The sequence below is a fragment of the Streptomyces pacificus genome (assembly GCF_011766325.1).
Classification (GTDB): domain Bacteria; phylum Actinomycetota; class Actinomycetes; order Streptomycetales; family Streptomycetaceae; genus Streptomyces; species Streptomyces pacificus.
On sequence record NZ_BLLG01000002.1, the window covers coordinates 215,665 to 242,030 of the forward strand.

At 74.0% G+C, this 26,366-nt stretch carries 19 protein-coding genes and 1 pseudogene; 10 read left to right on the forward strand and 10 right to left on the reverse strand.

From position 1 onward, the window contains the following. Positions 1 to 39: 39 nt before the first annotated feature. Entirely contained in the window at positions 40 to 1,134 is a 1,095-nt protein-coding gene (locus SCWH03_RS03855; RefSeq protein ID WP_173261799.1) for an NADH-quinone oxidoreductase subunit B family protein, read from the reverse strand. Between the two features lie 56 nt (positions 1,135 to 1,190). Continuing rightward, positions 1,191 to 2,891 (reverse strand): hydrogenase maturation protein, encoded by a 1,701-nt coding sequence (locus SCWH03_RS03860; protein WP_173261802.1) that lies wholly within the window; start codon positions 2,889 to 2,891, stop codon positions 1,191 to 1,193. Between the two features lie 634 nt (positions 2,892 to 3,525). On the opposite strand from SCWH03_RS03860, the gene SCWH03_RS03865 reads away from it, so the two are divergent. From SCWH03_RS03865 to SCWH03_RS03875, 3 genes are all read left to right on the forward strand, one after another. Next, on the forward strand, positions 3,526 to 5,232 hold the full coding sequence (locus SCWH03_RS03865; protein WP_173261805.1) for a serine/threonine-protein kinase: 1,707 nt from the start codon (positions 3,526 to 3,528) through the stop codon (positions 5,230 to 5,232). Positions 5,233 to 5,432: 200 nt separating this feature from the next. Further along, on the forward strand, positions 5,433 to 6,116 hold the full coding sequence (locus SCWH03_RS03870) for a hypothetical protein (RefSeq protein ID WP_254076543.1): 684 nt from the start codon (positions 5,433 to 5,435) through the stop codon (positions 6,114 to 6,116). A gap of 168 nt (positions 6,117 to 6,284) precedes the next feature. Further along, complete coding sequence (locus tag SCWH03_RS03875; protein ID WP_173262493.1) at positions 6,285 to 8,999, forward strand: SpoIIE family protein phosphatase; 2,715 nt, start codon at positions 6,285 to 6,287, stop codon at positions 8,997 to 8,999. 92 nt (positions 9,000 to 9,091) lie between these two features. On the opposite strand, the pseudogene SCWH03_RS28760 reads toward SCWH03_RS03875, so the two are convergent. The 4 genes and pseudogenes from SCWH03_RS28760 to SCWH03_RS03890 all read right to left on the reverse strand — a co-directional run. Further along, positions 9,092 to 9,352, reverse strand: a pseudogene (locus tag SCWH03_RS28760) (alpha/beta hydrolase); the annotation flags it as partial. Positions 9,353 to 9,467: 115 nt separating this feature from the next. After that, positions 9,468 to 11,762, reverse strand: a complete 2,295-nt coding sequence (locus SCWH03_RS03880) for an ABC transporter permease (protein WP_173261808.1) — start codon at positions 11,760 to 11,762, stop codon at positions 9,468 to 9,470. 2 nt (positions 11,763 to 11,764) lie between these two features. Continuing rightward, positions 11,765 to 12,535: an ABC transporter ATP-binding protein gene (locus SCWH03_RS03885; RefSeq protein ID WP_173261811.1), complete on the reverse strand. Its 771-nt coding sequence runs from the start codon at positions 12,533 to 12,535 to the stop codon at positions 11,765 to 11,767. Beyond that, a complete protein-coding gene (locus tag SCWH03_RS03890) occupies positions 12,532 to 13,047 on the reverse strand; it encodes a PadR family transcriptional regulator (RefSeq protein WP_173261814.1) in 516 nt (171 codons plus the stop codon). The genes SCWH03_RS03885 and SCWH03_RS03890 overlap by 4 nt, the downstream gene beginning before the upstream one ends. Positions 13,048 to 13,223: 176 nt before the next feature. Here SCWH03_RS03890 and SCWH03_RS03895 point away from each other — a divergent pair, with 176 nt between their 5' ends. From SCWH03_RS03895 to SCWH03_RS03925, 7 genes are all read left to right on the forward strand, one after another. Continuing rightward, positions 13,224 to 14,498 (forward strand): ABC transporter substrate-binding protein, encoded by a 1,275-nt coding sequence (locus SCWH03_RS03895; RefSeq protein ID WP_173261817.1) that lies wholly within the window; start codon positions 13,224 to 13,226, stop codon positions 14,496 to 14,498. Positions 14,499 to 14,716: 218 nt separating this feature from the next. Then, a complete protein-coding gene (locus SCWH03_RS03900) occupies positions 14,717 to 16,387 on the forward strand; it encodes a glycoside hydrolase family 13 protein (RefSeq protein ID WP_173261820.1) in 1,671 nt (556 codons plus the stop codon). A gap of 235 nt (positions 16,388 to 16,622) precedes the next feature. Beyond that, positions 16,623 to 17,948: an ABC transporter substrate-binding protein gene (locus SCWH03_RS03905; RefSeq protein ID WP_173261822.1), complete on the forward strand. Its 1,326-nt coding sequence runs from the start codon at positions 16,623 to 16,625 to the stop codon at positions 17,946 to 17,948. 6 nt (positions 17,949 to 17,954) lie between these two features. Continuing rightward, positions 17,955 to 19,316, forward strand: coding sequence for a carbohydrate ABC transporter permease (locus SCWH03_RS03910; protein WP_173261825.1), 1,362 nt, complete (start codon positions 17,955 to 17,957; stop codon positions 19,314 to 19,316). After that, positions 19,313 to 20,248 carry a carbohydrate ABC transporter permease gene (locus SCWH03_RS03915; RefSeq protein WP_254076544.1) on the forward strand — a complete coding sequence of 312 codons (936 nt, stop codon included), beginning with the start codon at positions 19,313 to 19,315 and terminating at the stop codon, positions 20,246 to 20,248. The genes SCWH03_RS03910 and SCWH03_RS03915 overlap by 4 nt, the downstream gene beginning before the upstream one ends. Before the next feature lie 255 nt (positions 20,249 to 20,503). Further along, on the forward strand, positions 20,504 to 21,505 hold the full coding sequence (locus tag SCWH03_RS03920) for a glycosyltransferase family 2 protein (protein WP_173261828.1): 1,002 nt from the start codon (positions 20,504 to 20,506) through the stop codon (positions 21,503 to 21,505). After that, positions 21,502 to 21,918, forward strand: a complete 417-nt coding sequence (locus tag SCWH03_RS03925) for a GtrA family protein (protein ID WP_173261832.1) — start codon at positions 21,502 to 21,504, stop codon at positions 21,916 to 21,918. The genes SCWH03_RS03920 and SCWH03_RS03925 overlap by 4 nt, the downstream gene beginning before the upstream one ends. Here SCWH03_RS03925 and SCWH03_RS03930 read toward each other — a convergent pair. The 4 genes from SCWH03_RS03930 to SCWH03_RS03945 form a co-directional block, all read right to left on the reverse strand. Beyond that, entirely contained in the window at positions 21,893 to 23,410 is a 1,518-nt protein-coding gene (locus tag SCWH03_RS03930) for a DUF6056 family protein (RefSeq protein ID WP_173261834.1), read from the reverse strand. The two genes, SCWH03_RS03925 and SCWH03_RS03930, sit on opposite strands and share 26 nt — an antisense overlap. 379 nt (positions 23,411 to 23,789) lie before the next feature. Then, positions 23,790 to 24,704, reverse strand: a complete 915-nt coding sequence (locus tag SCWH03_RS03935) for an amino acid ABC transporter permease (protein WP_173261837.1) — start codon at positions 24,702 to 24,704, stop codon at positions 23,790 to 23,792. After that, positions 24,701 to 25,366, reverse strand: a complete 666-nt coding sequence (locus SCWH03_RS03940) for an amino acid ABC transporter permease (protein ID WP_173261840.1) — start codon at positions 25,364 to 25,366, stop codon at positions 24,701 to 24,703. Before SCWH03_RS03940 ends, SCWH03_RS03935 begins: the two co-directional genes overlap by 4 nt. A gap of 97 nt (positions 25,367 to 25,463) precedes the next feature. Then, the gene (locus SCWH03_RS03945; RefSeq protein WP_173261843.1) at positions 25,464 to 26,306 is read right to left on the reverse strand and encodes a glutamate ABC transporter substrate-binding protein; all 843 of its coding nucleotides are present in this window, start codon (positions 26,304 to 26,306) and stop codon (positions 25,464 to 25,466) included. Positions 26,307 to 26,366: the final 60 nt, after the last annotated feature.

Below are 26,366 nucleotides of genomic sequence, written 5' to 3' on the forward strand. Positions count from 1 at the left end.
TCGTCGAGCAGGAGGGGGTGCCGGGGCCCCGGAGCGGGGTCACATGGGCCACGGGGGCCGGTAGCCGGTGGTGATCCGGTCGCCCGTGTGGCGCCACTTGGGCTCCTTGTCCACGGCCTTGGCGGTGATGTCGCGGAGCCTGCGGATCACGGCGCCGTAGGCGCCGCTGGCGGTGCTGGAGAGCTTTCCGCCGGGCGGCTCGTCCATGAACGGCATGAACTTGTCGGGGAAGCCGGGCATGGTGCAGGCGATGCAGATGCCCCCCACGTTGGGGCAGCCGCCGATCCCGTTCATCCAGCCGCGCTTGGGCACATTGCACTTGACGACGGGCCCCCAGCAGCCGATCTTCACCAGGCACTCGGGCGAGTCGTACGTCCCGGCGAACTGGCCCTGCTCGTAGTAGCCCGCCCGGTCGCAGCCCTCGTGCACGGTCTGGCCGAACAGCCAGGTGGGGCGGAGCTTGTCGTCGAGCGGGATCATCGGCGCGGAGCCGGCCGCCTGGTACAGCAGATAGGTGAGGGTCTCGGCGAAGTTGTCCGGCTGGATCGGGCAGCCCGGCACGCACACGATCGGGATGCCCGCCCTGGACTTCCAGTCCCAGCCGAGGTAGTCGGGCACGCCCATGGCGCCGGTGGGGTTGCCCGCCATGGCGTGGATACCGCCGTACGTGGCACAGGTGCCGATCGCCACCACTGCCAGGGCGTTGGGCGCCAACCGGTCGATCCACTCGCTGGTGGTGATGGGCTGGCCGGTCTCGGGATCGTCGCCGAAGCCGCACCAGTAGCCCTCCTGCTTGATCGCCTCGTTGGGCACGGAGCCCTCGACGACCAGTACGAAGGGGTCGATCTCCCCGCGCTCCCCCTTGAAGAACCACTCGATGAAGGTGTCGGCGCCGCCCACCGGACCGCACTCGAAGTCGATCAGCGGCCAGTGCACCTGGATCTTCGGCAGGCCCGGCAGGGCGCCGAGGACGATCTCCTCGATGCTCGGCTGCATGGCCGCGGTCAGCGCGACCGAGTCCCCGTCGCAGCTCAGTCCGGCGTTGATCCAGAGGATATGGATCGGCTTGTCTTCGGCGGTGGCCGCGCCGGACGAGGCCGCGGCGTCGACCGTGGTCGGCGTTCCTGCATCCATGGGGGCGTCTCCTGGGGATGTGCGGGCGAAGATCCGTCGCGGGCTTTCGTCCCTTGCTAACAGGCGGCCGTCACCGCTGCCACCGAGGCCTCCTCCGGGCGGGTGTCCCCCGCGGGCTCCTTCCGTACGAAGGCCCGCCGCAGCCGGTGGTAGGGCGCGGCCGGGTCCGAGAACGTCCGCCGCATCCGGGCCAACTCGTCGGCGCGGTAGGCGGCCAGGGGCCGCAGGTCCTCGTCGCGCTCCCGCGCGGCCGTCTTGGCGGCGATCCGGGTCCGGGTCGCGGGGTCGGGAGCGAGGCGTGCGGCCATCCGGGTGACCTCGCCGGCGAACTCCTCGGGACCGCAGGCGACGACCCGCTCGACGAGGCCCTGGCGAAGCGCCGCGGTCGCGGTCAGCGGAAGGGCCTGGGAAGTGAGGAGTTCGGCCATGGGGCCGCCCACGCGGCGGGGCAGGGAGTACGTCCAGTACTCCGATCCGTACAGGCCCATGAGCCGGTAGTGGGGGTTGAGGACCGCTCCCGCGCGGCACCACACCTCGTCCGCGGCCAGCGCCAGCATCACCCCGCCCGCGGCCGCATTGCCGCCCACGGCGGCCACGACGAGCCGGTCCGTGGTGGTCAGCACGGCCTCCACGAGATCGTCCATCGCGTTGATGTTGGCCCACGACTCGGCCGCGGGATCGGCCGCGGCCTCGATGACGTTGAGGTGGATGCCGTTGGAGAAGAAGTCCCGGGCCGCCCCGAGCACCAGCACCGAGGTGGGCCGGGAGCAGGCCACCCGGTAGGCGTCGAGCAGCCGCCGGCAGTGGTCGGTGCTCATCGCGCCGCCGGGGAAGGAGAACGACAGCACCCCGACCGGCCCCTCCTCCCGGTAGCGGATGTCGCTCCAGGTCCGGCGGTGGCCGCCGAGGGGCGCGGGGAGCTCGGGGAGCGGCGGCAGCCGCTCCCCGAGCGCCAGGGTGGCGGGCAGCTTGAAGGACCGGCCCCCGGTGCCGCGGCGGGGACGCAGCTCGGGGATCCACACCGCACCGTCCGCGGTGGCCCGGCACAGGGCGCCCGCCCTGGTGGCCAGCAGTTCACCGGGGCGGCCGCGCAGCCGGTCCTCCGGATGGCCGCCGTGGAGGAACCACTCGCCGCCCAGCAGCCCGTCGAGCACCCCCGGCTGGGAGTCCGCGGCGCGCAGCTTGCGCAGCACGGTCTCGGTGGAGTCGTCCGCCCAGGAGATCCGCCGGAACTCCTGGCGGACGTACGGCCTGGCGCACACCCGGCCGCCCCCGGCGCTCTGCGGCCGGGGCGCATAGGTACCGGAGGCGAAGCGGTCGACGGCGAGGAGGACGGCGGTGACGGCGGCGTCGGAGACCTCGCCCCGGTAGAGGTCGCTCTTGGCGAGCGGCGGGAGGGCGACGTTCGCCGTGGCCCAGACGTCTCCGGCGTCCATCTCCCCCTCTGCCTGCAGGACGGTGACGCCCCAGACCCCGGCGTCCTCCTGGACCGCGTAGTCCAGGGACGACGGGCCCCGGTCGCCCACCGGGCCGGGGTGGACGACCAGACAGGTGTGCCGCATCCAGACGTCGGCCGGGATGGCCGCCTTCAGCAGAGGTGCGAGCACAAGGGCCGGCTCGTGCCGCCGGACCGCCTCGCGTACGGCGTCCCCGTCCGGGGTGCGCTCGACGGCGACGGTGTGGCCCCGGTCCCTCAGCTCGGCGTGCAGGCGCTGGGTGAGGCTGTTGTAGGCACTGGCGACAAGGAGGATGCGCATGAGGGCCTTCCACCGGATCCGGCGGCTGGGCCGCGCCGTGCGGCGGTTCCGCCCGCCCGGAGGGCCTGGCGGGACCCGGCGGACGCGCCCCAGGGCCGGCGGGGAGTCCGGCCGACTGCGATGCTCCGGCACGGCGGCGCCCCGGAGCAGCTACGGAGCCGCGGGGGTCACTCGAAAGCGGACCCCGGCGGGACCGATCGGCGGCGCGGGGACGCGGTGTACCGCCGCGGCACGGGCGGCTCCGCGGCCTCCCGGTCCAGGGCCCGGCCGGGCTCCGCCCGGGGCGGGTGGGAGCCGGACGACGGGCCCGGACGGCGCAGGCGCCAGACGCGCACGACGGGCGCGCACGACGGGCGCGCACGACGGGCGCGCACGACGGGCAGCAGGTGCAGCCACCGGACGACGGGCGCGCGGACCGGGTCGCCGGTCGCCGGTCGCCGCTCGCCGGGAAACGGACCACTGGACACCGCCGTGCCCGTACCCGGCTCCGGCGATCGGCGCTCACCCGGCCGCCGGCCGGCACCGTCCGGTTCCCGACGGCGGGAACCGGACGGTGCCGTTCGTGTGTCCCCCGTGGGGAGGACGGCTCGCGGGGCCGGGCGCGAACGCCGGCCGCGTCCGCCGAGGGGGTGGGATGAACGCATGGACGGTCCCGGGGTACACCGAGTCCGGGGAACTCGGCTCGGGCGGCAGCGGACGGGTGGTCCTGGCCGTCCACGACGCCACCGGCACGCCGGTCGCGGTCAAGTACCTCACCGAACGGCTGCGCCGGGACACCGCCTTCGTCGGCGCCTTCCGCGCGGAGGCGAGGCTGCTGAGCGGGCTGGACACCCCGCACGTGGCCCGGCTGTACGAATACGTCGAGTGCCCCGACGGCGCGGCCATCGTCATGGAGCTGGTCGACGGGATACCGCTGCGCACCCTGCTGGCCAGGGAGGGGGCGACCGGCGCCGCACCGGCCCTCGCGGTACTCAAGGGATCCCTGCTGGGGCTCGCGGCGGCGCACCGGGCGGGGGTCGTGCACCGGGACTACAAGCCGGAGAACGTGCTCGTGGCGCTGGACGGCTCGTCGAAGCTCGTCGACTTCGGCATCGCCGCGGGCCGGGGCAGCACGCCCGGGGTCGCGGGCACGCCCTCGTACATGGCACCGGAGCAGTGGAGCGGCGGTCCGGCCTCGCCGGCCGCCGATGTGTACGCCGCGACGGCGACGTTCTTCGAGTGCGTCACGGGCCGCAGGCCGTACTCCGGCGAGAACTTCGCGGAGCTCGCCCTGCAGCACACCAGCGCGCCCGTACCGGTCGAGGGGGTGCCGGGGGAGCTGCGTCCGCTGGTCATGCGCGGGTTGGCGAAGACGCCGGAGGAGCGGCCGGAGACCGCGGAGGCGTTCGTCGCGGAACTGGAGGCGGTCGCGTGCGCGGCCGCCGGGCCCGACTGGGAGGAGCGGGGCAGGGGCGAACTCGCTGCGCTTGCGGCACTGCTGCCGCTGCTGCTCCCGTCGGCGGTCGCCGCTCCCGTCTCGGTCTCGGCGCGGGCGTCGACCTCGGTGGGGCGGGGCCACCGGCTCGGGGGGCTCCGGCCGGACCCGGGGGGCCTCCTCGCCGCGTCGCTCGCGCTCGTCGTCGGGCTGCTGCTGGTGATCGCGGCGCGGCCGGCCGGTGGGAGTCCCGGCGGCCCCGTGGCAGAGGCGGTCGCCACGACCAGCGCCCGGCCCCCCGCACCGGACGCGGCCGGCGGTCCCGCCTCCGCCGCACCGTCGCCGGCCCCGTTCTCCCCCGTCCCCTCCCCCTCCCCCTCCCCCGTCTCGCCTCTTCCCTCCGGCTTCCCCACGGCCTTCCCGTCCCTCACCGCCCTCCCCCCGGCTCCGCCGTCCCAGTCCCAGGCACCGCCCGCGGCGACCGGCAGCCCGTCCGGCCCCAGCAGCCCGCCCACCGGACCGCCGGCGACGCCCCCTCCGGGCACCTCCGGCCCGCCGACGACCCCGACGACCCCGAAGTCCCCGGAGCCGCCGACGGGCTCGGTGACGTCCGTGTCGATCGAGTCGCTGCGTCTGTCGGGTACGGAGACCGCCTCGGCCACCGTCCGGGTCGTCACGGACGGCACCGGACCCGTACGCATCGCCCTGGAGTGGGCGACCGCGGCGGCCAAGGGCGGCCCCGGCACCCCGGACGGAGCCCCCGGCAGCATCGAGCGCAGTGGCGCGACGCGGTACACGCTCGCCGTCGAGCACGTCTTCCGGAACTCTGGGGCCTGCTACTGGCGGCTCACGGCCGCCGGTTCGCCCGGCACCGGGAACGGCGGTTCGCGGCAGGAGATCCCGACCACGAGATGCAGGATCGGATGATCGGATGAACGGCCCGCGCCCACCCTCCGGCGACCCCTCCTCGCCCTTCCGGGGCCCGTCCGCGCCCCTGAGCGGCCCGTCCGCGTCCCCCGGCGGTGCGGGAAGCGGCCTGCCGCCGGACGAGGACTACAGCGCCACCGCGCTGGCCAGTCACTGGTCCGAACTGCCCGGCACCCCCCCCGGACTCGGTCGAGGGCACGGTGCTGCGCTTCGGCCCCGGAGTCACGGCGGCCGCACGGGAGGGGTACCGGCGGGACGGGGCGGCCGCCGTATGGCGCCCGGGCACCCTGCCCGGCACCCCCCCGGACTCGGTCGAGGGCACGGTGCTGCGCTTCGGCCCCGGAGTCACGGCGGCCGCACGGGAGGAGTACCGGCGGGACGGGGCGGCCGCCGTATGGCGCCCGGGCACCCTGCCCGGCACCGCGGCGCGGCCGGACGCCGCCGGAGCGTCCCGGCCTCCCGGAGCGCGCCGCTACGCCCCGGCGGCCGTGATCCTGCTCGCCGTCTTCCTCCTCCTCTGCTGGCAGCGGTACGGCCCCGGCCCCGCGGTCCGGGGCGTCACGGTGGACACCGACCCGGCCGGCCCGGGCTGCGACGGCACCGCCGTCGTCACGGCCGTGGTGCGCACCGACGGCAGGCCGGGCGCCCTGACGTACCGCTGGGTGCGCAACGACGGCACCGCCTCGCAGGAGCTGACGGAGCGGCTGGCGCGCGGACAGGACCGGGCGACGCTGCGCCTGCTGTGGACGTTCCGCGGCGAGGGCGCCTACCGGGCCCGTGCCTGGCTGCGCCTGAGCCCTCCGTCCGGGCCCGTGTCCGGGCCCGTGTCCGGGCCCTCGTCCGGGCGCGACGCATCGGCCGGGTTCACCTACACCTGCGGCTGAACCGCCTCTGCCCGCAGCTGCGGCTCGGCCGCCTGCCCCGCCGGAGCCCGGGACGGCGCGCGGTGCGGGGCATCGGGGCCGCACGTCTTGCGGGACGCGTATGGCCCGATGGGGCCAAGCGGTGCTAGAAAGGACAGCGTGATCAGGCCCGTCGACCGATTGCGGGGCGTGTCGGTGCGGCAACTGATCGGCAAGCGCCCCAGGAGCGTCGCCGGGCAGGTATTCGTCCTCCAGGTGGCGGTCGTCGTGCTGCTCGTCCTCGGCACGATCCTCGCCCTGTTCCTGCAGACCCGGCACGACGCGGACCGTGAGGCCCGCAACCGGTCCGTCGCCGTCGCCGAGGCGTTCGCCCACTCCCCCGGCCTGCTCGCCGCCCTGCAGTCGCCCGACCCCGCCGCCGTCCTCCAGCCGATCACCGAGGAGGCGCGGCAGCGTGCCGGCGTCGACTTCATCGTTGTCATGAACACCGACGGAATCCGGTACACCCACCCCCTGCCCGAGCGGATCGGCAAACGCTTCGTCGGCACCATAGAGCCGTCCCTGCGGGGCGAGGTGCTGCTGGAGAGCGTGGACGGACCCCTGGGCAGGGAGGTCCAGGCGGTCGTTCCGGTCAACGGCCCGGACGGCACGGTCGAGGCGCTGGTCTCGGCCGGTCTCACCGTCCGCAATGTGACGGGCGCGGTGAACCAGCAGCTGCCGGTGATCCTGGGCGCGGGAGCCGCCGGTCTCGCCCTGGCGACCGCGGGCACCGCCATGGCCACCAGGCGCCTGAAACGCCAGACCCGCGGACTCGGCCCCGTCGAGATGACGCGTATGTACGAACACCACGACGCCGTCCTCCACGCGGTCCGGGAAGGCGTCGTGATCGTCGGCGGGGACGGCACGCTCCTGCTCGCCAACGACGAGGCCCGCCGGCTGCTCGGTCTCGGCCCCGGCTCCGAGGGGCGGCCGGTGCGGGGGCTGCCCGGCCTCGAGCCCTCGACGGCCGAGCTGCTGGCCTCGGGCAAACCGGCCACGGACGAGGTGCTGACCGCCGGGGACCGGCTGCTGGTGGTCAACCAGCGCTCCACCGACGGTCCCAGCGGCCCGCTGGGCACCGTGGCGACGATCCGCGACTCCACCGAACTGCAGGCGCTGACGGGCCGGGCCGAGGTGGCGCGCAAGCGGCTCCAGCTGCTGTACGACGCCGGTGTGGGGATCGGCACGACGCTGGACGTGGTCCGGACGGCCGAGGAACTGGCCGGGGTGGCGGTCCCCACCTTCGCGGACTACGTCACCGTCGACCTCGCGCGCCCCGTGCTCGACGGGGAGGAACCGAACGGATCCGCGGGCGACATGCGCCGCATCGCCGTCAGCGGCATCCGCGACGACCACCCGCTCTACGAACGCGGCAGGCAGTTCGCGTTCCTGCCGTCCACGCCGCAGGCGCGCGGGATGGGCACCGGGCGGGCCGAGGTGGTGCCGGACCTGTCACGGGCGCTGGGCTGGCGCGCGCAGGACCCCGAGCGGACGAAGGCGATCGTCGAGTACGGCATCCACTCGCTCATCACCGTGCCGTTGCAGGCCCGCGGTGTCGTCCTGGGGGTCGCCAACTTCTGGCGCTCGGAGAAGCCGGGCCCCTTCGAAGACGACGATCTGTCCCTGGCCGAGGAACTGGTCGCCAGGGCCGCGGTGTCCGTGGACAACGCCCGCCGGTACACGCGCGAGCACGCCCTGGCCGTGACGCTCCAGCGCAGCCTCCTGCCCAGGGTGCTGCCGGAGCACAGCGCCGTCGAGGTGGCCCACCGCTATCTGCCGGCCCAGTCCGGGGTGGGCGGGGACTGGTTCGACGTGATCCCGCTGCCGGGCAGCCGGGTGGCCCTGGTCGTCGGCGACGTGGTGGGGCACGGGCTGCACGCGGCGGCGACGATGGGGCGGCTGCGCACCGCGGTGCACAACTTCTCCACACTCGACCTGCCGCCCGACGAACTCCTGGGCCACCTCGACGATCTGGTCGGACGCATCGACCAGGACGAGATGGGTCCCGGCGGCAGTCCCGACGGTCCGGCGATGACCGGTGCCACCTGCCTGTACGCGATCTACGACCCGGTGTCGAGGCAGTGCGCGATGGCCCGCGCCGGGCATCCGCCGCCGGCGCTGGTCCGCCCGGACGGCAGCGTCGACTTCCCGGACCTCCCCGCCGGTCCGCCGCTCGGGCTCGGCGGCATGCCGTTCGAGAGCGAGGTGCTCGACATCCCCGAGGGCGCCCGGCTCGTGTTCTACACGGACGGGCTCATCGAGGACCGCAGCCGCGACATCGACGTCGGCATCGAGATGCTGCGCAGCGCTCTCGCGCACACGGACGGGACGCCGGAGCAGATGTGCCGGGGGGTCCTCCAGGCACTGCTCCCGGCCCGCCCGAAGGACGACGTGGCGCTGCTCATCGCCCGCACCCGCGCCCTCGGCCCGGACCGGGTGGCCGAGTGGGAGGTGCCGTCGGATCCGAGCGCGGTCGCCGGGATGCGCGCGGCCGCCATCGCGAAGCTGGCGGAGTGGGAGCTGGAGGAGATGGCGTTCGGCACCGAGCTGATCCTCAGCGAACTGCTCACGAACGCGATCCGCTACGGCATCCAGCCCATCCGGGTGCGGCTGCTGTACGACCAGGGCCTCACCTGCGAGGTCGCCGACGGCAGCAGTACCTCGCCGCACCTTCGCTATGCCGCGACGACGGACGAGGGCGGGCGCGGGCTGTTCCTGGTGGCCCAGCTGTCCGAGCGCTGGGGCACCCGGTACACCTCCGATGGCAAGATCATCTGGGCGGAGCAGCCGCTGCCGGGCGGCACGCCGGGCAGGGGTGCCGACGAGGAGGCCCTGCTGCGGGTCTTCGACACCGAGGTGCTCTGAGGGTCCCCGGCCGCGGCCCCGCGGGAGCGGGGCCGCTGCGGTGGCCTGGCAGGGCGCCGCCTGCGGCATCCCGGCCCCGCTGACCCCCGTGCCCGCCCGGGGAAGCCGCACAGATGGCCCGCGTCGACGGCCGGGTGGCTCTGCGGGAGACGACCGCCGTCGATCACATGCCCCTCGGTGTCCCGGGTATCGCAGGCGTCCCGGGCGCCGCGGGCGAAGGCCGACGCGCCGGCCGGGCCGAAGATCTCGTCGGTGCGGCCCCGCACGGCGAGCGGCGGGACGCCGCTGGTGCGCCGGAACGCGTGCCGCGGCGGGGAGAGCGGGCGGTTGTCGCGGTAGGCGCGGAACAGCGCGCGCCATGGCCGTCTGCAACAACCCGGAGAAGGCGCGCCGCCCCTGCGCACGCACCCGCTGACGCCGCCGCCGGGGACCGCCGAGCGGGGCGGCCGGCTGCGGCAGGCGCGGGGCTCAGGCCACCGCGCCGAGGGTGTCCACCAGCCGGCGGCGCGCGGCACGGGCGGCGGGCAGCACCGCCAGCGCGATCGCGCCGAGGACCGCGGCGGCCGCGAGCAGCACCAGGTGGAGCGGCGACGGGGCCTGTGCGATACCGGCGCCGATGCCGCTGGAGCGGCCCTCGGCGTCGATCAGCCACCGCGCCAGGGGAACCCCGAGGCCCGCACCCGCCACCGCGGCGGCCAGCGCCGTGCAGCCGACCGCGGTCACGGTGACCGCGGTGATCTGCCGGGGTGACAGACCGATCGCCTTCAGGGCGAGCAGGTCGCGCTCACCGTCCCGGACACTCCCGCCGATCGCCGTCGACAGCTCCGTGAGACCGATCAGGGCGAGCACGGCGACGAGTCCGGCGACGACCGTCCGCATCGTGGCGAGCCGGTCGGCCGGGCTGGCGACCTCGTGGATGTCGAGCCGCCCCTGCGACGCCTCGGTCAGTTCGGCGCGCACCCCGGCCGGGTCGGCACCCGGCCGCAGCTGGAGCCGGTAGAGGGTCGCCCGCAGGGCGGGGTCGTTCTCGCGGAGCGTGTCGAGTGAGGTGGAGATGGTCCGGCCGCCGTTCTCCGGTTCGATGCTGCGGCCCACGATGTGCAGGACCTGGGGGTGGCCCCCGACGGTCATCCGCACCCAGTCGCCGACCCCGACTCCGAGCAGATCGAGCAGGCCCTGTCCGGCCACCGCCTCGTCGCGGCCGTCGGGGGCGCGGCCCTCGACGACCGTGAAAGGGTAGGGCCGCTCGCGGGTGCCGAGGCCGCGCAGTGCGATCGTGCCGGTCTGGCCGGGTACCAGTGCCGCCACCTCAAGGCCCGGGTGGGCGGCCACGACCTGCGGATGGCCGTCGAGGAGCGCCGCCGCCCCGCGCCCGGCGGGGCCGCCGTCCACCCGGGCGGTCAGGGCCGAGGCCAGTCCCAGCTGCTCCGGTTCGCTGTCGAAGCGCGCGATGGTGGTCCATGCGCTCAGCGCCACGGTGATCAGCAGCAGTGGCAGGGCGAGCCGGACGATGGTGGCGGGGGTCTGCGGTCCGCGGGCGAAGGCCCGGTGCCAGCCGAGGACGAGGGCCGGGGGCAACCCGAGCCCGAGGGCCCTTCGGGCGGGGCCGGACAGTCCGCCGCCCGGGGCCTTTCCCGGGCGGAGCACGGGCACCGGTGGCACCCGGCCGGCCCGCCAGGCGGCGAGTCCGGTCGTGGCCCCGATGAACAGCACGGCGGCGACGGGTACGGCCGTCAGCGCGGCGTGGTGGCCCGGCAGCCCCTGCCAGACGGCGACCGCTTCGCCGAGCCGGCCGGGCAGGGCGCTGCCCAGGGTCTCGATCAGCACCGCGGCGACCAGGGCGCCGAGGACGGCGAAGGCGAGGTGCTGCACCAGGAAGACCCGTACCACCTGCCCGGGGGTGAAGCCGATGGCCTTGAGTACGGAGATGTCCCCGAGGTGGCCGCGGACCCGGGTGCTGATGGCACCGAAGACGGCGAGCGCTGCCGCGAGCAGCGCGCCCAGCCCGAAGAGCCCGAGCACCTGGCCGAGCAGCCGGGTGTCCCCCTGGGCCTTTGAGCGGGCCTGCTTCCAGTGGGAGACGTCGGTGACCGCCCCGGCGCCGAGCATGGTGACGGCGCGCTGGACGGCGTAGTCGGTGTCCTCGGGGTCGGCGAGCCGCAGTCCGACGATCTGACCTGGTCTCTCGCCGGCGGCGCGTACTTGGGCGGGCAGGGCCCAGACGGTGCCGGGGCGCTCGCCGGGCCGGTAGCGCGGTTCGGCGCTGTCGGCGACGCCGACGACGGTGAGGGTGCGGTCGGTGCCGGGGAGGGTGAGGCTGTCGCCGGGGCCGGCGACGAGCGCGCGGGCCAGGCTGCTCTCCAGGACGACGCCGTCCGGGGCCGCCGGGGTGAGCCAGCGGCCCGAGGTGATCAGGGGGCGCCCGGTGGCGGGCGGTTCGGCACCGCTGCCGCGGAGTTCGACGGACGCCCGGGCGCCGGGGGAGGCCACGGTCGCCGCGGAGGTGGGGAAGGGGCCGGACACGGCCCGTACCCCGTCGAGGGCGGCGAGCCGGGCGGGGTCGGCCGAGGGCCCGGTGCTGATCCAGACGTGGGCTCCGTGGGACTGGGCGAAGATCCGCTGCCAGGGGTTGGTGGCGTAGCCGAAGAGGGCGGCCGCGAGCAGCAGTGCCGCGACGATTCCCGCGGTGGCGGAGACGAGGAACAGCGCCTCGCCCCGGTGGGTGCGCAGATCGGCGTGCGCCCAGCGCAGGGTGGCCCGCACGGTCAGTCCTTCAGTTCGAGGACGCCGGACAGTCCGGTGCCCCGGGCGGGGGCGCCGCCCAGTTCGGCGTCGTCGGCTATGCGGCCGTCGAAGAAGCTGACGACCCGGTCGGCGGCGCTGGCGAGCCGCGCGTCATGGGTGACGAGGAGGATGGTCTGGCCGCGCTGGTGGAAGCGGGACAGCAGGCGCATGACCTCCCGGGTGCCCTTGCTGTCGAGGCTGCCCGCCGGCTCGTCGGCCAGCAGCAGCCGGGGGTGGTTGACCAGGGCGCGGGCGAGTGCGACCCGCTGCTGCTCACCGCCGGACAGCTCGCCCGGCATGCTGCGGGCCTTGCCCTCCAGCCCCAGCTCGGCCAGCAGCTTCTCGCGTTCGGCCCGCGCCTGGCGGGTGCCGGTGCCGGCCAGCAGGGCGGGCAGTTCGACGTTGTCGGCGACCGTGAGGTTGGACACCAGGTTGAAGAACTGGAAGACGATGCCGATCCGGCGGCGCCGCTCCGTCGCCCACCGGGCCTCGCTGTAGGAGTCGGTGCACTCGCCGTCGAGCCGGATGCTCCCGCTGTCGGGCCGCTGCAGCCCGCCGAGCAGGTGCAGCAGGGTGGACTTGCCGGCTCCCGAGGGGCCCGTGACGGCGACGAACTCCCCGTGGCGCACGGACAGGTCCACTCCGCGCACGGCATGGGCCGGGGCGCCCTCGCCGTAGTGGGTCTTGACGAGCCCCTCCGCGCGCAGGAGCGGGATCCGTGGGGCGTCGTCCGGGTCGGCGGTACGGCTCATTCCAGCCCCTCCAGCTCCTCCTGGCAGCGCTCCAGCCAGTCGAGGTCGGCCTGCAGATGCAGCATGGCTCCCTCGATCAGCAGCTGGGCTATGCGGTTGTCCCGGTCCTCGGTCGCGGAAAGCTTCGACAGGTTGCGCATGGTGTTCAGGTACTCGCGTCGCTGCTTGTTGATGAGGGCGATCTGGTCGGCGAGCCCGGTCCTCGGGGCGAGGGCGAGTTTCATGAAGAACTCGTCCCGCACCCGCGGCTCGTCCGCCGTCTCCTCGAACCAGGCGCGCAGCGCCTCCGTCCCGGCCTCGGTGAGGCGGTAGATCCTCTTGTTGGGCCGGCTCGACTGGGCGATCTCCTCGCCCTCGATCAGCCCCGACTTCTCCAGGCGCCCGAGCGTCACATAGATCTGGCCGATGTTCGGCTGAGGGTACGCGGCGCCCAGCAGTTGCTCAAGGTCCTGCTTGAGCTCGTAGCCGTGCGCGGGCCCCCGGGACAGCAGTGCGAGCAGGGGCAGACGCACGCGCGCTCCCCTCCTCCCTGTCGTCCCCCGCCGGCCGGGCGCGGCCCGCCGCCGTCCGGCGGTGTGGCCCGGATCGCTCTCGTCATCCGATACGGGCCTAGTATCGCTTATGCCTAACGGGTATACATGCCGTGGACGCGGTCGACGAGGACCGCGCCGGTGCACGGGAGGAACCCATGCGGTGGATACGTGCCGCCGGCAGGGGGCTCCTGGTCGCCGCGGTGGTGCTCGCGGGGCATGTCTCGGCGGGCGCCGGGGCGGCCCCGGGCCCCGCCCGGGGCGACGGGCGGGGCCCGATGACGCTGGCCACCGCCGGGGATCTCACCGGCTACCTCGGCCCGCTGCTGGAGGGCTGGAACCGCGGCCACCCGGACGAGCGGGTCACCCTGGTCGAGCTGCCGGACTCCGCGGACGAGACGCGGGCGCAGCTGACCACGAGCCTGCGCTCCGGCGACGGCCGGTACGACGTCCTCAACATGGACGTGACGTGGACCTCGGAGTTCGCCGCCGCGGGCTGGATCGCCCCGCTGGAGGCGAAGCACTTCCCCGTCGGCAGCTTCCTGCGGCCGGTGCTCGACACGGCGACGTACAGGGAAACGCTGTACGCCGTCCCCTACGTCACGAACGCCGGGATGCTCTACTACCGCAAGGACGTCCTCGACCGTGCGGGCGTGAGCCCGCCGTCCAGCTGGGCGGAGCTGGAGAAGCAGGCGAAGACGCTGGCGCCCCGGTTCGGGCTCGGCGGTTACGCCGGGCAGTTCCTGCCGTACGAAGGCCTCACCGTCAACGCGACGGAGGCGGTGTACTCGGCCGGGGGATCCATCCTCGACGGCGAAGGCCGGGTCGCCGTGGACTCCCCGGCGGTCCGCACCGGTCTCGGCTTCCTGGCCCGCGGGGTGCGCGACGGCTGGATCCCGAGGGAGGCGCTGACCTACACGGAGGAGGAGTCCCGGCAGGCGTTCCAGGACGGCAGGCTGCTCTTCCTGCGCAACTGGCCGTACGCATACGCCGGGGCCTCCGGCGCCGACTCGCGGGTGGCGGGGAAGTTCGGCGCGGTACCGCTGCCCGGGCCCCGCGGGTCGGGGACCAGCGTGCTCGGCGGTTCGAACCTCGCGGTCAGCGCCCGCGCCCGGCACCCGGAGTCGGCTCGCGACCTGATCGCCTATCTCACCAGCGCGCCCGTGCAGCGCAAGGTGCTCACCGAGGGTGCGCTGCCGCCGGTACGGGCGGAGCTCTACCAGGATCCCGAACTGGTCCGGCGCTTCCCCTATCTCCCGGCCCTGCGGGCCAGCGTCCTGTCCGCGGCCGCCCGGCCCAAGAGCACGCGCTACGACCAGGTGAGCCTGGCGGTGCAGGCCGTCGTGCACGACGCGATGGCGCAGCACCAGAACCCCGGCGATTCGGTGCGCCGGCTCGCCCGCGAGCTGTCGGCGATCACCGACCGGGGCTGACACCTCTCACCCCATCCCTCACTTCACTTACCTACATGTTAGGTAACGGGACCACATCATCATGGTCTCGAGCAGCAGGGACATTTCCGACATACACCCCAACTACCCTGCCATTCCTGCACGACTGTTGACATCTTCTCGGGACCTTTACCTAACATGTATGCATAACCGCTGGCCTTCTGGTCAGGGGCACCCTCCACGGAGAAACAGGTCAACGGGTGACTCTCACAGCCACGGCCGGCCTCGGCCTCTCGCACCGCCTCCCGCACCGCTGGTGGCGCGACGCGGTGATCTACCAGGTGTATGTCCGCAGCTTCCTGGACAGCACCGGCGACGGCATCGGCGACCTCGCCGGGGTGCGGGCCGGACTGCCGTATCTGAAGAAGCTCGGCGTCGACGGCATCTGGCTGAGCCCCTTCTACCCCTCACCGCAGCACGACCACGGCTACGACGTCGCCGACTACTGCGACGTGGACCCGGTGTACGGCGACCTGGCCGAGTTCGAACTGCTGATCACCGCCGCGCACCGGCTCGGGATCAAGGTGCTGCTCGACATCGTCCCCAACCACTGCTCCAGCGAGCACACATGGTTCCGCGAGGCCCTCGCCGCCGGGCCGGAAAGCGCGGCCCGCGCCCGGTTCCACTTCGCCGAGGGCCGCGGCCCCGGCGGTGACGTGCCCCCCAACAACTGGCACGCGATGTTCGGCGGCCCGGCGTGGAGCCGGGTGACCGAGCCGGACGGCAGCCCCGGCCAGTGGTACCTGCACATGTTCACGCCCGAGCAGCCCGATCTGAACTGGCGCACGCCCGAGACCGGCGCCCACTTCGAGCAGGTGCTGCGCTTCTGGCTCGACCGGGGCGTCGACGGCTTCCGCATCGATGTCGCCGCCGGCCTGTTCAAGCACCCGGAACTGCCCGACTCCCCCGACCCGGAGGCCGACGCGCGCACCCGCGACTCCGTCAACCCCCTCGCCTGGAACCAGCCCGAGGTGCACGACGTGTGGCGCCACTGGCGGTCGCTGTGCGAGGAGTACACCGCGCGCGACGGCAGGGAGCGTCTGCTGGTCGGCGAGGTGTCCGTGCCCACCGCGCGCGAGCACGCCCGCTACGTCCGGCCGGACGAACTCCACCAGGCCTTCTTCTTCGACCTGCTGAGCGCGCCCTGGGACGCCGCCGCGTTCCGCAAGGCCGTCTCCGAGGCGATGCAGGACATCGCGGGCACGGGTTCCACCGTCACCTGGGTGCTGAACAACCACGACCAGGTCCGTACCGTGACCCGGTACGGGGAGTGCGGCACCGAGTCCAGCGGGCTCGGCTCGGCCCGCGCCCGGGCCGCCGCGCTGCTGATGCTGGCGCTCCCCGGCGCCGCCTACATCTACCAGGGCGAGGAACTGGGCCTTCCCGAGGTCGTCGACCTGCCCGACGAGGTGCTCACCGACCCGATCTTCCGCCGCACCGGCAGCCGGGCGCGGATCCGCGACGGATGCCGGGTCCCGCTGCCGTGGTCCGGCCACGCTTCGCCGTTCGGATTCACCTCCGGCGCCGAGGGCGCCAAGCCCTGGCTGCCGCAACCCGGCTGGTTCGCCCGGCACGCCACCGACCGCGCGCTCGCCGACACCCGCTCGTTCTGGCACCTCTACCGCGACGGGCTCCAGCTGCGCCGCGGTCTGCCGCAGCTCGGCGAAGGCAGCCTGCGCTGGCTCGAGTCCCCGCCCGACGTGCTCGCCTTCGTCCGGGGGGACGGGCTGGTGTGTGCCGTCAACTTCGGCACCGCGCCCGTACCGGCTCCCGTCTCCGGGGCTCCGCTGCTGGCCAGCGGCCCCTGCCCGGCCGGTGCGCTGCCGGGTTCGACCGCCGCCTGGTGGATCGGCGACGGGAGAGCCGAGTGAACCCCCGCCCTGCCGCACCCCTGACCGCGTCCCTCATCCGTGGCCCGGTTCCCCATCCTCCCGCCCTGCCGCACCCGCAGCTCCCCGCCCCGCCCTGCCGCACCTGTCCCCCGGCTCCGCTCCCGCCCTTCCCCTCCCGCAGCGCCGCACCCGCGCCCCCTCCGCGGCGGCCCCGGCCGCCGCGGCCCTTCAACGACGCTCCGCCCGTTTCCCCGACCGGTAAGGAAGCCCAGCCATGAACCCACGACGCACGATGCTCGCCGGATGCACCGCCCTGGCCCTCGCCCTCGGCGCGACCGCCTGCGGCGGCGACCCCGCCGCCCCGGCCGGCGGTGACGGCGGGGCCCTCGACGGCCAGACGATCACGGTTGCCGCCGTCTGGTCCGGCGCCGAGCAGAAGAACTTCCAGAAGGTGCTGGACGCCTTCACCGAGAAGACCGGCGCCACGACGCAGTTCGTCTCCACCGGCGACAACGTCTCCACCGTCGTCGGCAGCAAGATCGAGGGCGGCAACGCCCCCGACGTGGTGATGGTCCCCCAGGTCGGCGTGCTCCAGCAGTTCGCGAAGAGCGGCTGGCTCACCCCGCTGTCGGAGACCGCCGAGAAGTCCGTCGACGCCGACTTCGCCCCGGTGTGGAAGAACTACGGCAGCGTCGACGGGTCGCTGTACGGCCTCTACTTCAAGGCCGCCCACAAGTCGACGGTCTGGTACAGCCCGGACGCACTGGACCAGGCGGGCGTCAAGCCGCCGAGCACCTACGCGGACATGCTGAAGGCCGGCCGGGCCGTCTCCGACTCGGGTCTGCCCGCCTTCGCCGTCGCAGGCGAGGACGGCTGGACGCTCACCGACTGGTTCGAGAACATCTACCTCTCCCAGGCAGGCCCGGAGAAGTACGACCAGCTCGCCGCCCACACGCTGAAGTGGACCGACCCCAGCGTGGTGAACGCGCTGACCACCCTCGGCGACCTGCTCTCCGACGAGGAACTGATCGCCGGCGGCCGCAAGGGCGCCCTCGCCACCGACTTCCCCGGCTCCGTCGAGAAGGTCTTCGGCCCCGACCCCGAGGCGGGCATGGTCTACGAGGGCGACTTCGTCGCCGGTGTCGCCAAGGACCAGTTCGGCAGGAAGATCGGCGAGGACGCCGACTTCTTCCCCTTCCCCGCCGTCGACGGCGGCAAGGCCCCCGTCGTCAGCGGCGGCGACGCGGCGGTCGTCCTGAAGGACGGCAAGAACCAGAAGGCCGCGATGGCGTTCCTGGAGTACCTGGCGACCCCGGAGGCGGCCGCGGTCTGGGCCGGGGCCGGCGGCTTCCTCTCCCCCAACACCAAGCTCGACCTGGCCGCCTACGGCGACGACACCACCCGGGAGACGGCCGAGTCGCTGATCGGTGCCGGTGACTCCGTCCGCTTCGACATGTCCGACCAGGCCCCCGCGGCCTTCGGCGGCACCAAGGGCGCCGGCGAGTGGAAGCTGCTGCAGGACTTCCTGCGCGACCCGTCCGACCCGAAGGCCACCGCGGCCCGTCTCGAGGACGCCGCGGCCAAGGCGTACAAGGACTGACGGCCCATGACCGCAGTCTCCGCACCCGGCGCCGCCCCCTCCGCGGGGCGGCCCGGGGCCGCCGATCCACGGCACCGCGCCAGGCGGCGCCGTCGTCTGGCCGCCCTGGCCTTCGTCCTGCCGGCGCTGCTGCTGCTCGGCGCCCTGGTGGTCTATCCGGTGCTGTTCTCGGTGGGGCGCAGCCTCTTCGACGCCTCCGGCACCCGGTTCGTCGGCGCCGGCAACTACACCGAGATGTTCCGTGACCCGGTCACCCTCACGGCCGTGCGCAACAGCGCCATCTGGGTCGTCGTCGCGCCGACGCTGCTGACCGGACTGGGGCTGGTCCTGGCCGTCCTGGTGGAGAAGGTCCGCTGGGCCACGGCGTTCAAGCTGCTGCTGTTCATGCCGATGGCCGTCTCCTTCCTCGCCGCCGGCATCATCTTCCGACTCGCCTACGAGGAGGACCCGGACAGGGGCGTGCTCAACGCGGCCGTGGTCGGGGTGCACGACGTGTTCGCGGACTCGTCGCCGTACCCGACCGCACGCGCCCGGGAAGGCAAGGGCCTGGCCAAGGCGCCCGACGCGTCCTACACCACGGTTGGGTCCGCCTCACCGGGGGACACCCTCGCGCTCGGACTCGTGGGGGTGAAGCCCGCCGACCTCCCCGCGGAAGCCCGCCCGGCGTACGGGGCGGCATCGAAGAAGGACGCCGACGCCCTGTCCGGCGTGGTCTACCTGGACTTCACCCCGGGCGGCGGCGGTGAGCCGGGCAAGGTCGACCCGGCCGAGAGCGGGCTGCCCGGGATAACCGTGGAGGCGGTCCGGGACGGCAGGACCGCCGCCACCGCCACCACCGCTGCGGACGGCTCCTTCGCCTTCCGGGGCCTGGAGGCCGGCTCCTACTCGGTGCGGCTGCCCGCGGAGAACTTCGCCCCACCCCCCGAGGGGATCTCCTGGCTCGGGCCGGCGCTGATCACCCCGGCCATCATCGGCGCGTACCTGTGGATCTGGACCGGGTTCGCGATGGTGCTGATCGGGGCGGGACTGTCCGCGCTGCCGCGCGACGCGCTCGAGGCGGCCCGGATGGACGGGGCCAACGAGTGGCAGGTGTTCCGCAGCATCACCGTCCCGCTGCTCGCGCCCATCCTGACCGTGGTCTTCGTGACCCTGGTGATCAATGTGATGAAGGTCTTCGACCTCGTCTACATCATCGCGCCCGGGCCGGTGCAGCAGGACGCCACGGTGCTGGCGACCCAGATGTGGCTGGTGTCCTTCGGCGGCGGCAACGACCAGGGGCTGGGCAGCGCGCTCGGCGTCCTGCTGCTGCTGCTGGTGGTCCCCGCCATGGTCTTCAACGTCCGCCGCTTCCGCAGGAGCCAGTCATGAGCGCCGCCACCGAACCCGCCGTCGGCCGAGCCGCCGGCCAGGCCACGGGGAAGGGCCCGGCCGCCACCGGCGGGACGGCGCGGAACAGGTCCGGCGGCCGGCTGGGCCGCTGGCTCGGCAACGGCGCGGTGCAGGCACTCCTGGTGGTGGTCGGCCTGGTCTGGATCACGCCGCTCGCGGGTCTGCTGCTGTCCTCGCTCCGCTCCGCCCAGGACACGGCGAGCAGCGGCTGGTGGACCGCGCTGGCCCGCCCCGGGCAACTGTCGTTCGACAACTACACGCAACTGCTGGGAGACGCCGGGATCACCCAGGCGTTCTGGAACACCGTGCTGATCTCGGTGCCGGCGACCGTGCTGGTCATCGTCCTCGCGGCGCTCGCCGGATACGCCTTCGCCTGGCTGGAGTTCCCAGGCCGGGACTGGATCTTCCTGCTCGTGGTGGCGCTGCTGGTGGTGCCGGTCCAGGTGGGGCTGCTGCCGGTGGCCAAGCTCTTCGGCCAGCTCGGGCTGTTCGGCACGATTCCGGGTGTGGTGCTCTTCCACGTGGCCTACGGGCTGCCCTTCGCCATCTTCCTGCTGCGCAACTACTTCGCGGACATCCCCCGCGAGATGCTGGAGGCGGCGCGGATGGACGGGGGCAGCGAGTGGCGCATCTTCACCCGGCTGGTGCTGCCGGTGGGCCGTCCGGCGATCGCGAGTCTGGCGATCTTCCAGTTCCTGTGGGTGTGGAACGACATGCTCGTGGCGCTGCTCTTCGCGGACAGCTCCTCGCAGCCGCTCACGGTGGCCCTGCAGTCCGAGGTACGGCAGTTCGGCAGCAGCATCGACGTGCTGGCGCCGGGTGCCTTCCTGTCGCTCATCGTGCCGGTGGTGGTGTTCTTCGCCTTCCAGCGGCACTTCGTCCAGGGGGTGATGGCCGGTTCGGTCAAGTGAGCGCCCGCTCGGGTCCGGCCGGGCCCGCCGGTCTGCTCACGACCGGAAGGCGCGCGCCGCACGCCAGGACGCCATGACGCCCGCGGGGCCGCGGCCCCGCGGGCGTCATGGGGCCGCGGCCCCGCCGGAGGACATCGGCACCCGGGCCCACGACACCGGCGGCCCCGCCCGGGGACACCGGGACCGGTCGCCCCGACACACTCGTGCGGAGTAGGTACCGCGGCCTGCCGCCCCCTCCCGCGTTCCACTGGGGGGATGCCGCACCCCCAGCTGACGGTCGTCGTCCCCTGCTTCGACGAGAGCGAGGTGATCGACGCCTTCCACGCGGCGCTGGTCGCCGCACTGGAGCCCACCGGCACGCGCTTCGAGATCTGCTACGTCGACGACGGCAGCGGCGACGGCACGGCGGACCGGCTCAGAGCGCTGGCGGCGGGTTCCCCACGCGTCCGCTACACGTCCTTCAGCCGCAACTTCGGCAAGGAGGCCGCCCTGCTCGCCGGGATGCGGATGGCCCGGGGCGAGGCGGTGGTGCTGATGGACGCCGATCTGCAGCATCCCCCCGAACTGGTCCCCCGCATGCTGGAGCTGCACCGCAACGGCTACGACCAGGTCGTCGCCCGGCGCGACCGCGCGGGCGAGGGCGCCCTGCGTACCGCGGTGAGCCGCGCGTACTACCGGCTGGTGCGGCACTTCATGGACGTGGAGGTCACCGACGGGGAGGGCGACTTCCGGCTGCTGTCGCGCCGGGCCGTCGACGCCGTGCTGTCGCTCCCGGAGAGCAACCGCTTCTCCAAGGGGCTGTTCTCCTGGATCGGCTTCCCGACGGCCGGCTTCGCGTACCGGAACGCCGAACGGGCCGCGGGCGGCTCCAAGTGGGGCGGCCGCCGGCTGGTGGACTACGGCATCGACGGGCTGCTGTCGTTCAACACCCGCCCGCTGCGCCTGGCGATCCACACCGGCCTCTGGCTGTTCCTCTCTGCCCTGGGCTACGCCGGGTGGATCGTCGTGAACACGGTGGTCGACGGTGTCGACACACCCGGGTATGCGACGCTCATCACCGCCGTCGTCGGCCTGGGCGGCGTCCAGCTCGCGACCCTCGGTGTGATCGGCGAGTACGTCGGCCGGATCTACCACGAGGCGAAACGGCGGCCGCACTACGTCGTGGCCGAGACCGACGCCCCTGCCCCCGGTCACCCGGACGGCGTCCCCTCGGCGGCCGCGGCGCGGCCCCGGTCCCGGTCCCGGTCCCGCCGGTGAACGCCGCCGGTCTGCGGCAGTTCGCCGTCTTCGCGCTGGTCGGGGTGGTGAACACCGGTGTGTACTACGGCGTGTACGCGCTGCTGCTGAGGTGGCTGCCGTACCTGGCCGCGCACGCCCTGGCCTACGGCGTGGGAGTGACGGGATCGTTCCTGCTCAACTCCTGCGTCACCCTGCGCACCCGGCCGACCTGGCGCGCGTTCGTGCGCTATCCGCTGTCGGGGGCGGCCGGTCTCGTGGGCAGCGGGGTGCTGCTCCATCTGGCCGTGACCCGGCTGGGCATGGACGAGCATCTCGCGGCGATCGCCGCCGGGGTCCTCGCCACCCCCCTGACGTTCCTGGTCGCACGCTGGGCGATCATGTCCGGGGCCCGGCGGACGCCGACGGTCACGGAACCCGCGTCGAGCGAGTGACCGCGTCCAGCCGGTAGTACTCGGCGACGCACCGGGCGGGCCAGGCGCGGCGGCCCCCGTCGCGGAACGGTTCGAGCATCCCGGCGACCGGGGTCGGGGTGTACGGCGCCGCCTCGGCGCCGCGGGCGGCCGCCGCGCGCAGCGACGCGTCCTGGCGGTCCCACTGCCCGGCCCGCAGCCGCATCTCCTGGCCCAGGCGCTGCAGTGGGGGTGCCAGACCCACCACGGACACGGTGCAGAGCGCCGCGGCGGTGGCGGCCGCCACCGCCGTCCACCGCCGGGCGGCGCGGCGGCGCAGCGCCCGGCCCAGCAGGGCTCCGAGGCCGGCGAGCAACAGGACGTACAGCAGCAGGTAGTCGTTCCAGGTCCGGGCCGCGGTGACGACGCGCGGGCCGAAGACCGGATAGGTGATGACGGTGCACAGATAGCCCGAGACCAGGACGGCGAGCAGGCCGGCGCAGGCGAGCGGCAGCGGGCGGCAGGGGCGCAGCACGGCAGGGCCCGCGCGGTGGGGGCGGACGAGCAGGCCGAGCAGGATCCCGGCGGCGAGGACTCCTCCGTACTGCCAGGTCGTCAGGACGGTCTCCGCGATCCCGGCGAAGCCTCGGGCCGCGGCTGCCAGGGAGTCCGGGGCCAGGACCGATGCGGGCCCGGCGCCGAAGCGTTCGCGCCGGTGGCGGGACCCGGGCGAGGTGACGAGCACGGCGGTGCCGACGGCGACCCCGGCGGCGCCGGTCAGCGCCCAGGTCCGCAGGAACGGCCAGGCCCGGTCCGTGACCAGCCGGCGGCCGGACAGCAGAAGTCCCCCGAGGACCACGAGTGCCACGACCGAGGTCTCCTCGGACAGGGTGCCGGTGAAGGCACCGGCGGCCGCCGCCGCGGCGAGGGCCCCGGCCCGGCCCCGGCGCGTCCCGGCCGCCAGCGCGGGGAGGACGGCGGAGCAGGCCAGTACCGGGGCCAGGGTGTGCGAGACGGACCCCGCGGGCCAGTAGAGGGTCTTGTAGGTGTTGGGGGTGGCCAGGAGGAACACCGCGGTGGCCGTCGCGGCGACGAGCAGCGGGAGCCCGGGCGGGGACGACTGGCGGGCCCGGCGCAGTACGAGGGCCACCAGGGCCCAGAGCACGGCCAGTACGAGCAGCGCGCTCAAGGCCGCGTACCACTGGTGGCCCGCCACGGGGAACCTGGCGTACAGGCCCACGAGCAGGCCGTTGCCGACCCGGCCGTTGTCGGTGACGTAGAACTTCCCGATGATTGCGCCGATGCCCTGGTCGCGGACCACGGGAAGGAAGCACCATTCGTCGGCGCTGGGCCGCACATGGCGGCCGAGCGCGGCGGCGGCCGCCAGCAGCGCCAGCGGCAGCGCGGCGAGGAACAGGGCGACGGCGGTCGGTGGCGCGGGGCGACGCCACCGGCCGCCTCCGCTCCGGCCCTGCTGCCCTGAGGAGTCGCCCGGCTCCCGCGGAGCGGTCGTATGAGATGCACCGATGGCCATGTCCCTGACTCGTTGCACGGCATCGGGCCGCTCAACCGCCCCGCGGCCATCCGGAGCAGCAGGAAGCCCCGGGGGGATTCGGCCGGCCGGGCACGGTCGCGCGTCGCCGTGCCCGTGCCTGGGCGCGGACGCGGACGCGGCGCGGCTCGGCGGTTCCGGTGACCGGGCGGCACAGGCGGAGCGCACCGGGACGCGGTCGTTACCGCCACACGGACGGCGGAGCTACCGCCGCTCGGCGGCCGTACGACGGTGGCACGCGCGGCGTCTCCGGCCCGCGCGGCTCGGCGGACGGCGGGCCGGCGCCCCGCGGGCGGCTCCGGCGGACGGCGGGTCAGGACCGCGCGGGCGGCTCCGGCGGACGGCTCCGGCGGACGGCGGGTCAGGACCGCGCGGGCGGCTCCGGCTTGTGCCCGACGTGCTCGCCCGGCGTCGCCAGTTCCTCGACCGCGTCCGCGGCCACCACCGCGCCCGTGGACCTCCGGCCGCGCCGCAGCCGGCCCTCCAGCCGGGCGGCGAACGAGGTGAGCACGAAGTTCAGCACGATGAAGATCACGGCGACGACGGTGAAGCTGGCGATGGTGTTGGCGCCGTAGTTGGCGCTGATCGGCCGGACCGACGCCAGCAGCTCGGAGAAGCCGAGCATCGCGCCGCCGAGCGCGGTGTCCTTCACGATGACCACCATCTGGCTGACGATCGCCGGGAGCATGGCCGTCACCGACTGCGGCAGCAGTACGTACCGCATCGTCTGGCCCTTGCGCATGCCGATCGCCCTGGCCGCGTCCGACTGCCCCCGGGGGAGCGCCAGGATGCCGGCCCGTACGACCTCGGCCAGTACCGAGGCGTTGTACAGCACCAGACCGGTGACCACGGCGTACAGCGGCCGGCGTTCGGGGCTGACGTCGAAGAACGCGGCGTAGGCTGCGTTGGCGAACAGCATCAGGATCAGCACGGGGATGGCGCGGAAGAACTCCACCACCGTGCCCGCCGCGCCGCGCACCCACCAGTGGTCCGACATCCGGGCGATGCCGAGGACCGCGCCGAGCGGCAGCGCGATGACCAGCGCGAGTGCGGCGGCGATCAGGGTGTTCTCCAGGCCCGGCAGGAGAAACGTCGTCCACACCCGGGAGTCGGTGAAGAACGGCGCCCATCTGGACCACTCCAGCTGCCCCTTCTCGGCGAGGCCCGTGACCACCCACCAGGCCGCGGCGGCGAGGACCAGGAGAAAGCCCGCCGTGTACAGGATGCTGCGCCGCCTGGCCCGGGGCCCGGGAGTGTCGTACAGGACGGAACTCATCGCCTCACCGCCGCCTTTCTGCTCACCCAGCCCAGGAAGAGGCCGGTGGGGAGGGTGAGGACGAGGAAACCGGCGGCGAAGACGGCGGAGATGAGGATGAGCTGGGCCTCGTTCTCGATCATCTCCCGCATCAGCAGGGCGGCTTCGGGGACGCCGATGGCCGCGGCCACCGTGGTGTTCTTGGTGAGGGCGATCAGCACGTTGGCCAGCGGGCCCACCACCGAGCGGAACGCCTGGGGCAGGACGATGAGCCCGAGCACCTGGGTGAAGCCCAGCCCGAGGGCGCGGGCCGCCTCCACCTGGCCCAGGGGCACGGTGTTGATGCCGGACCGCAGTGCCTCGCAGACGAACGCGGACGTGTAGGCGATCAGCCCGAGCACGGCCAGCCGGAAGTTGATCACTGTGAAGGTGCCGGCGCCGAGGCTGACGCCCAGGGTCTGGAACAGGCCGAGCGACGTGAAGATGATGATCACGGTGAGCGGGATGTTCCGCACCACGTTGACGTACCAGGTGCCGAAGCCGCGCATCACGGGCACCGGGCTGACCCGCATCGCGGCCAGCGCGGTGCCCCAGAGCAAGGATCCGATGGCGGACCAGAGGGTGAGCTGGACGGTCGTCCAGAACGCCCCCAGCACGTCGTAACCCTGAAGGAAGTCGAACACGGTTGCGCCTCTTGAGGTGGTCTCGGGCTCGGCCGGCGGGGGGCTCGGCCGGCGGGGGGCTCGGCGGGCGGGGTGCCGGCCGGCAGGGGCGGCGGTGTCAGCCGGCCGGGGTCTCGGCCGCGGGGGCGCCGATGCCCGGCGGGGGCTCGCTGCGGTAGCCGGCCGGCCCGAAGTTGGCCTCGACGGCCCTCTGCCACGCGCTGTCCAGGACCATCTTCCGCAGCGCCGTGTCGATGTCGCTCCGCAGTTCGGTGTCGCCCTTCTTCACACCGATCCCGTACAGCTCGTCGCTCAGTTCGAAGCCGCCCAGCCGGAACTTCCCCTTGAAGTGGTCCTGCGCCGCATAGCCGGCGAGGATGGCGTCATCGGTGGTCACGGCGTCGATCGTGCCGTTCTCCAGGCCGGTCAGGCATTCGGAGTAGCCGCCGTACTCCTGCAGCTGGGCCCGCGGCGCGAGCTCGTTCTTGACGTTCTGCGCCGAAGTGGAGCCGGTGACCGAGCAGAGCTTCCTGCCGTTCAGGTCCGCCGGTGACGTGATGGAGTCGTCGCCGGCGCGGACGAGCACGTCCTGGTGGGCGAGGAAGTACGGCCCGGCGAAGTCGACCTTCGTGCGGCGCTCGTCGTTGATCGAGTACGAGGCGACGATGAAGTCGACGTCGCCGCGCTGGAGCAGCGTCTCGCGGTCGGCGCTCTTGGCCTCCTTGAAGACGATGTCGGAGGGGGCGTAGCCGAGCTGCCCGGCCACGTACCGGGCCACGTCGACGTCGAACCCCTCGTAGTCGCCGTCCGGCGTCTTCAGGCCGACGCCGGGCTGGTCGAACTTGATGCCGACGGTGACCTTCTTCCCGTCGTCCGACCCGCCGCCCGATCCGCAGGCCGTGGCGGCGAGTGCGAGCATGAGCACCGCGGTGGCCGCGGCGGGGACCTTGCGAGGCTTCATGGTGATCATCCCTGGGGATCGCTGGCGGGTGCGGGGCCCCGGGGCGGCGCACGGGGGCGA

Coding starts and splice junctions, on each gene's coding strand:
- SCWH03_RS03895 (WP_173261817.1), top strand. CDS start 13,224: ATGCGGTGGATACGTGCCGCCGGCAGGGGGCTCCTGGTCGCCGCGGTG.
- SCWH03_RS03935 (WP_173261837.1), bottom strand. CDS start 24,704: ATGAGTTCCGTCCTGTACGACACTCCCGGGCCCCGGGCCAGGCGGCGC.
- SCWH03_RS03865 (WP_173261805.1), top strand. CDS start 3,526: ATGAACGCATGGACGGTCCCGGGGTACACCGAGTCCGGGGAACTCGGC.
- SCWH03_RS03930 (WP_173261834.1), bottom strand. CDS start 23,410: ATGGCCATCGGTGCATCTCATACGACCGCTCCGCGGGAGCCGGGCGAC.
- SCWH03_RS03905 (WP_173261822.1), top strand. CDS start 16,623: ATGAACCCACGACGCACGATGCTCGCCGGATGCACCGCCCTGGCCCTC.
- SCWH03_RS03915 (WP_254076544.1), top strand. CDS start 19,313: ATGAGCGCCGCCACCGAACCCGCCGTCGGCCGAGCCGCCGGCCAGGCC.
- SCWH03_RS03885 (WP_173261811.1), bottom strand. CDS start 12,535: ATGAGCCGTACCGCCGACCCGGACGACGCCCCACGGATCCCGCTCCTG.
- SCWH03_RS03860 (WP_173261802.1), bottom strand. CDS start 2,891: ATGCGCATCCTCCTTGTCGCCAGTGCCTACAACAGCCTCACCCAGCGC.
- SCWH03_RS03920 (WP_173261828.1), top strand. CDS start 20,504: ATGCCGCACCCCCAGCTGACGGTCGTCGTCCCCTGCTTCGACGAGAGC.
- SCWH03_RS03945 (WP_173261843.1), bottom strand. CDS start 26,306: ATGAAGCCTCGCAAGGTCCCCGCCGCGGCCACCGCGGTGCTCATGCTC.
- SCWH03_RS03855 (WP_173261799.1), bottom strand. CDS start 1,134: ATGGATGCAGGAACGCCGACCACGGTCGACGCCGCGGCCTCGTCCGGC.
- SCWH03_RS03910 (WP_173261825.1), top strand. CDS start 17,955: ATGACCGCAGTCTCCGCACCCGGCGCCGCCCCCTCCGCGGGGCGGCCC.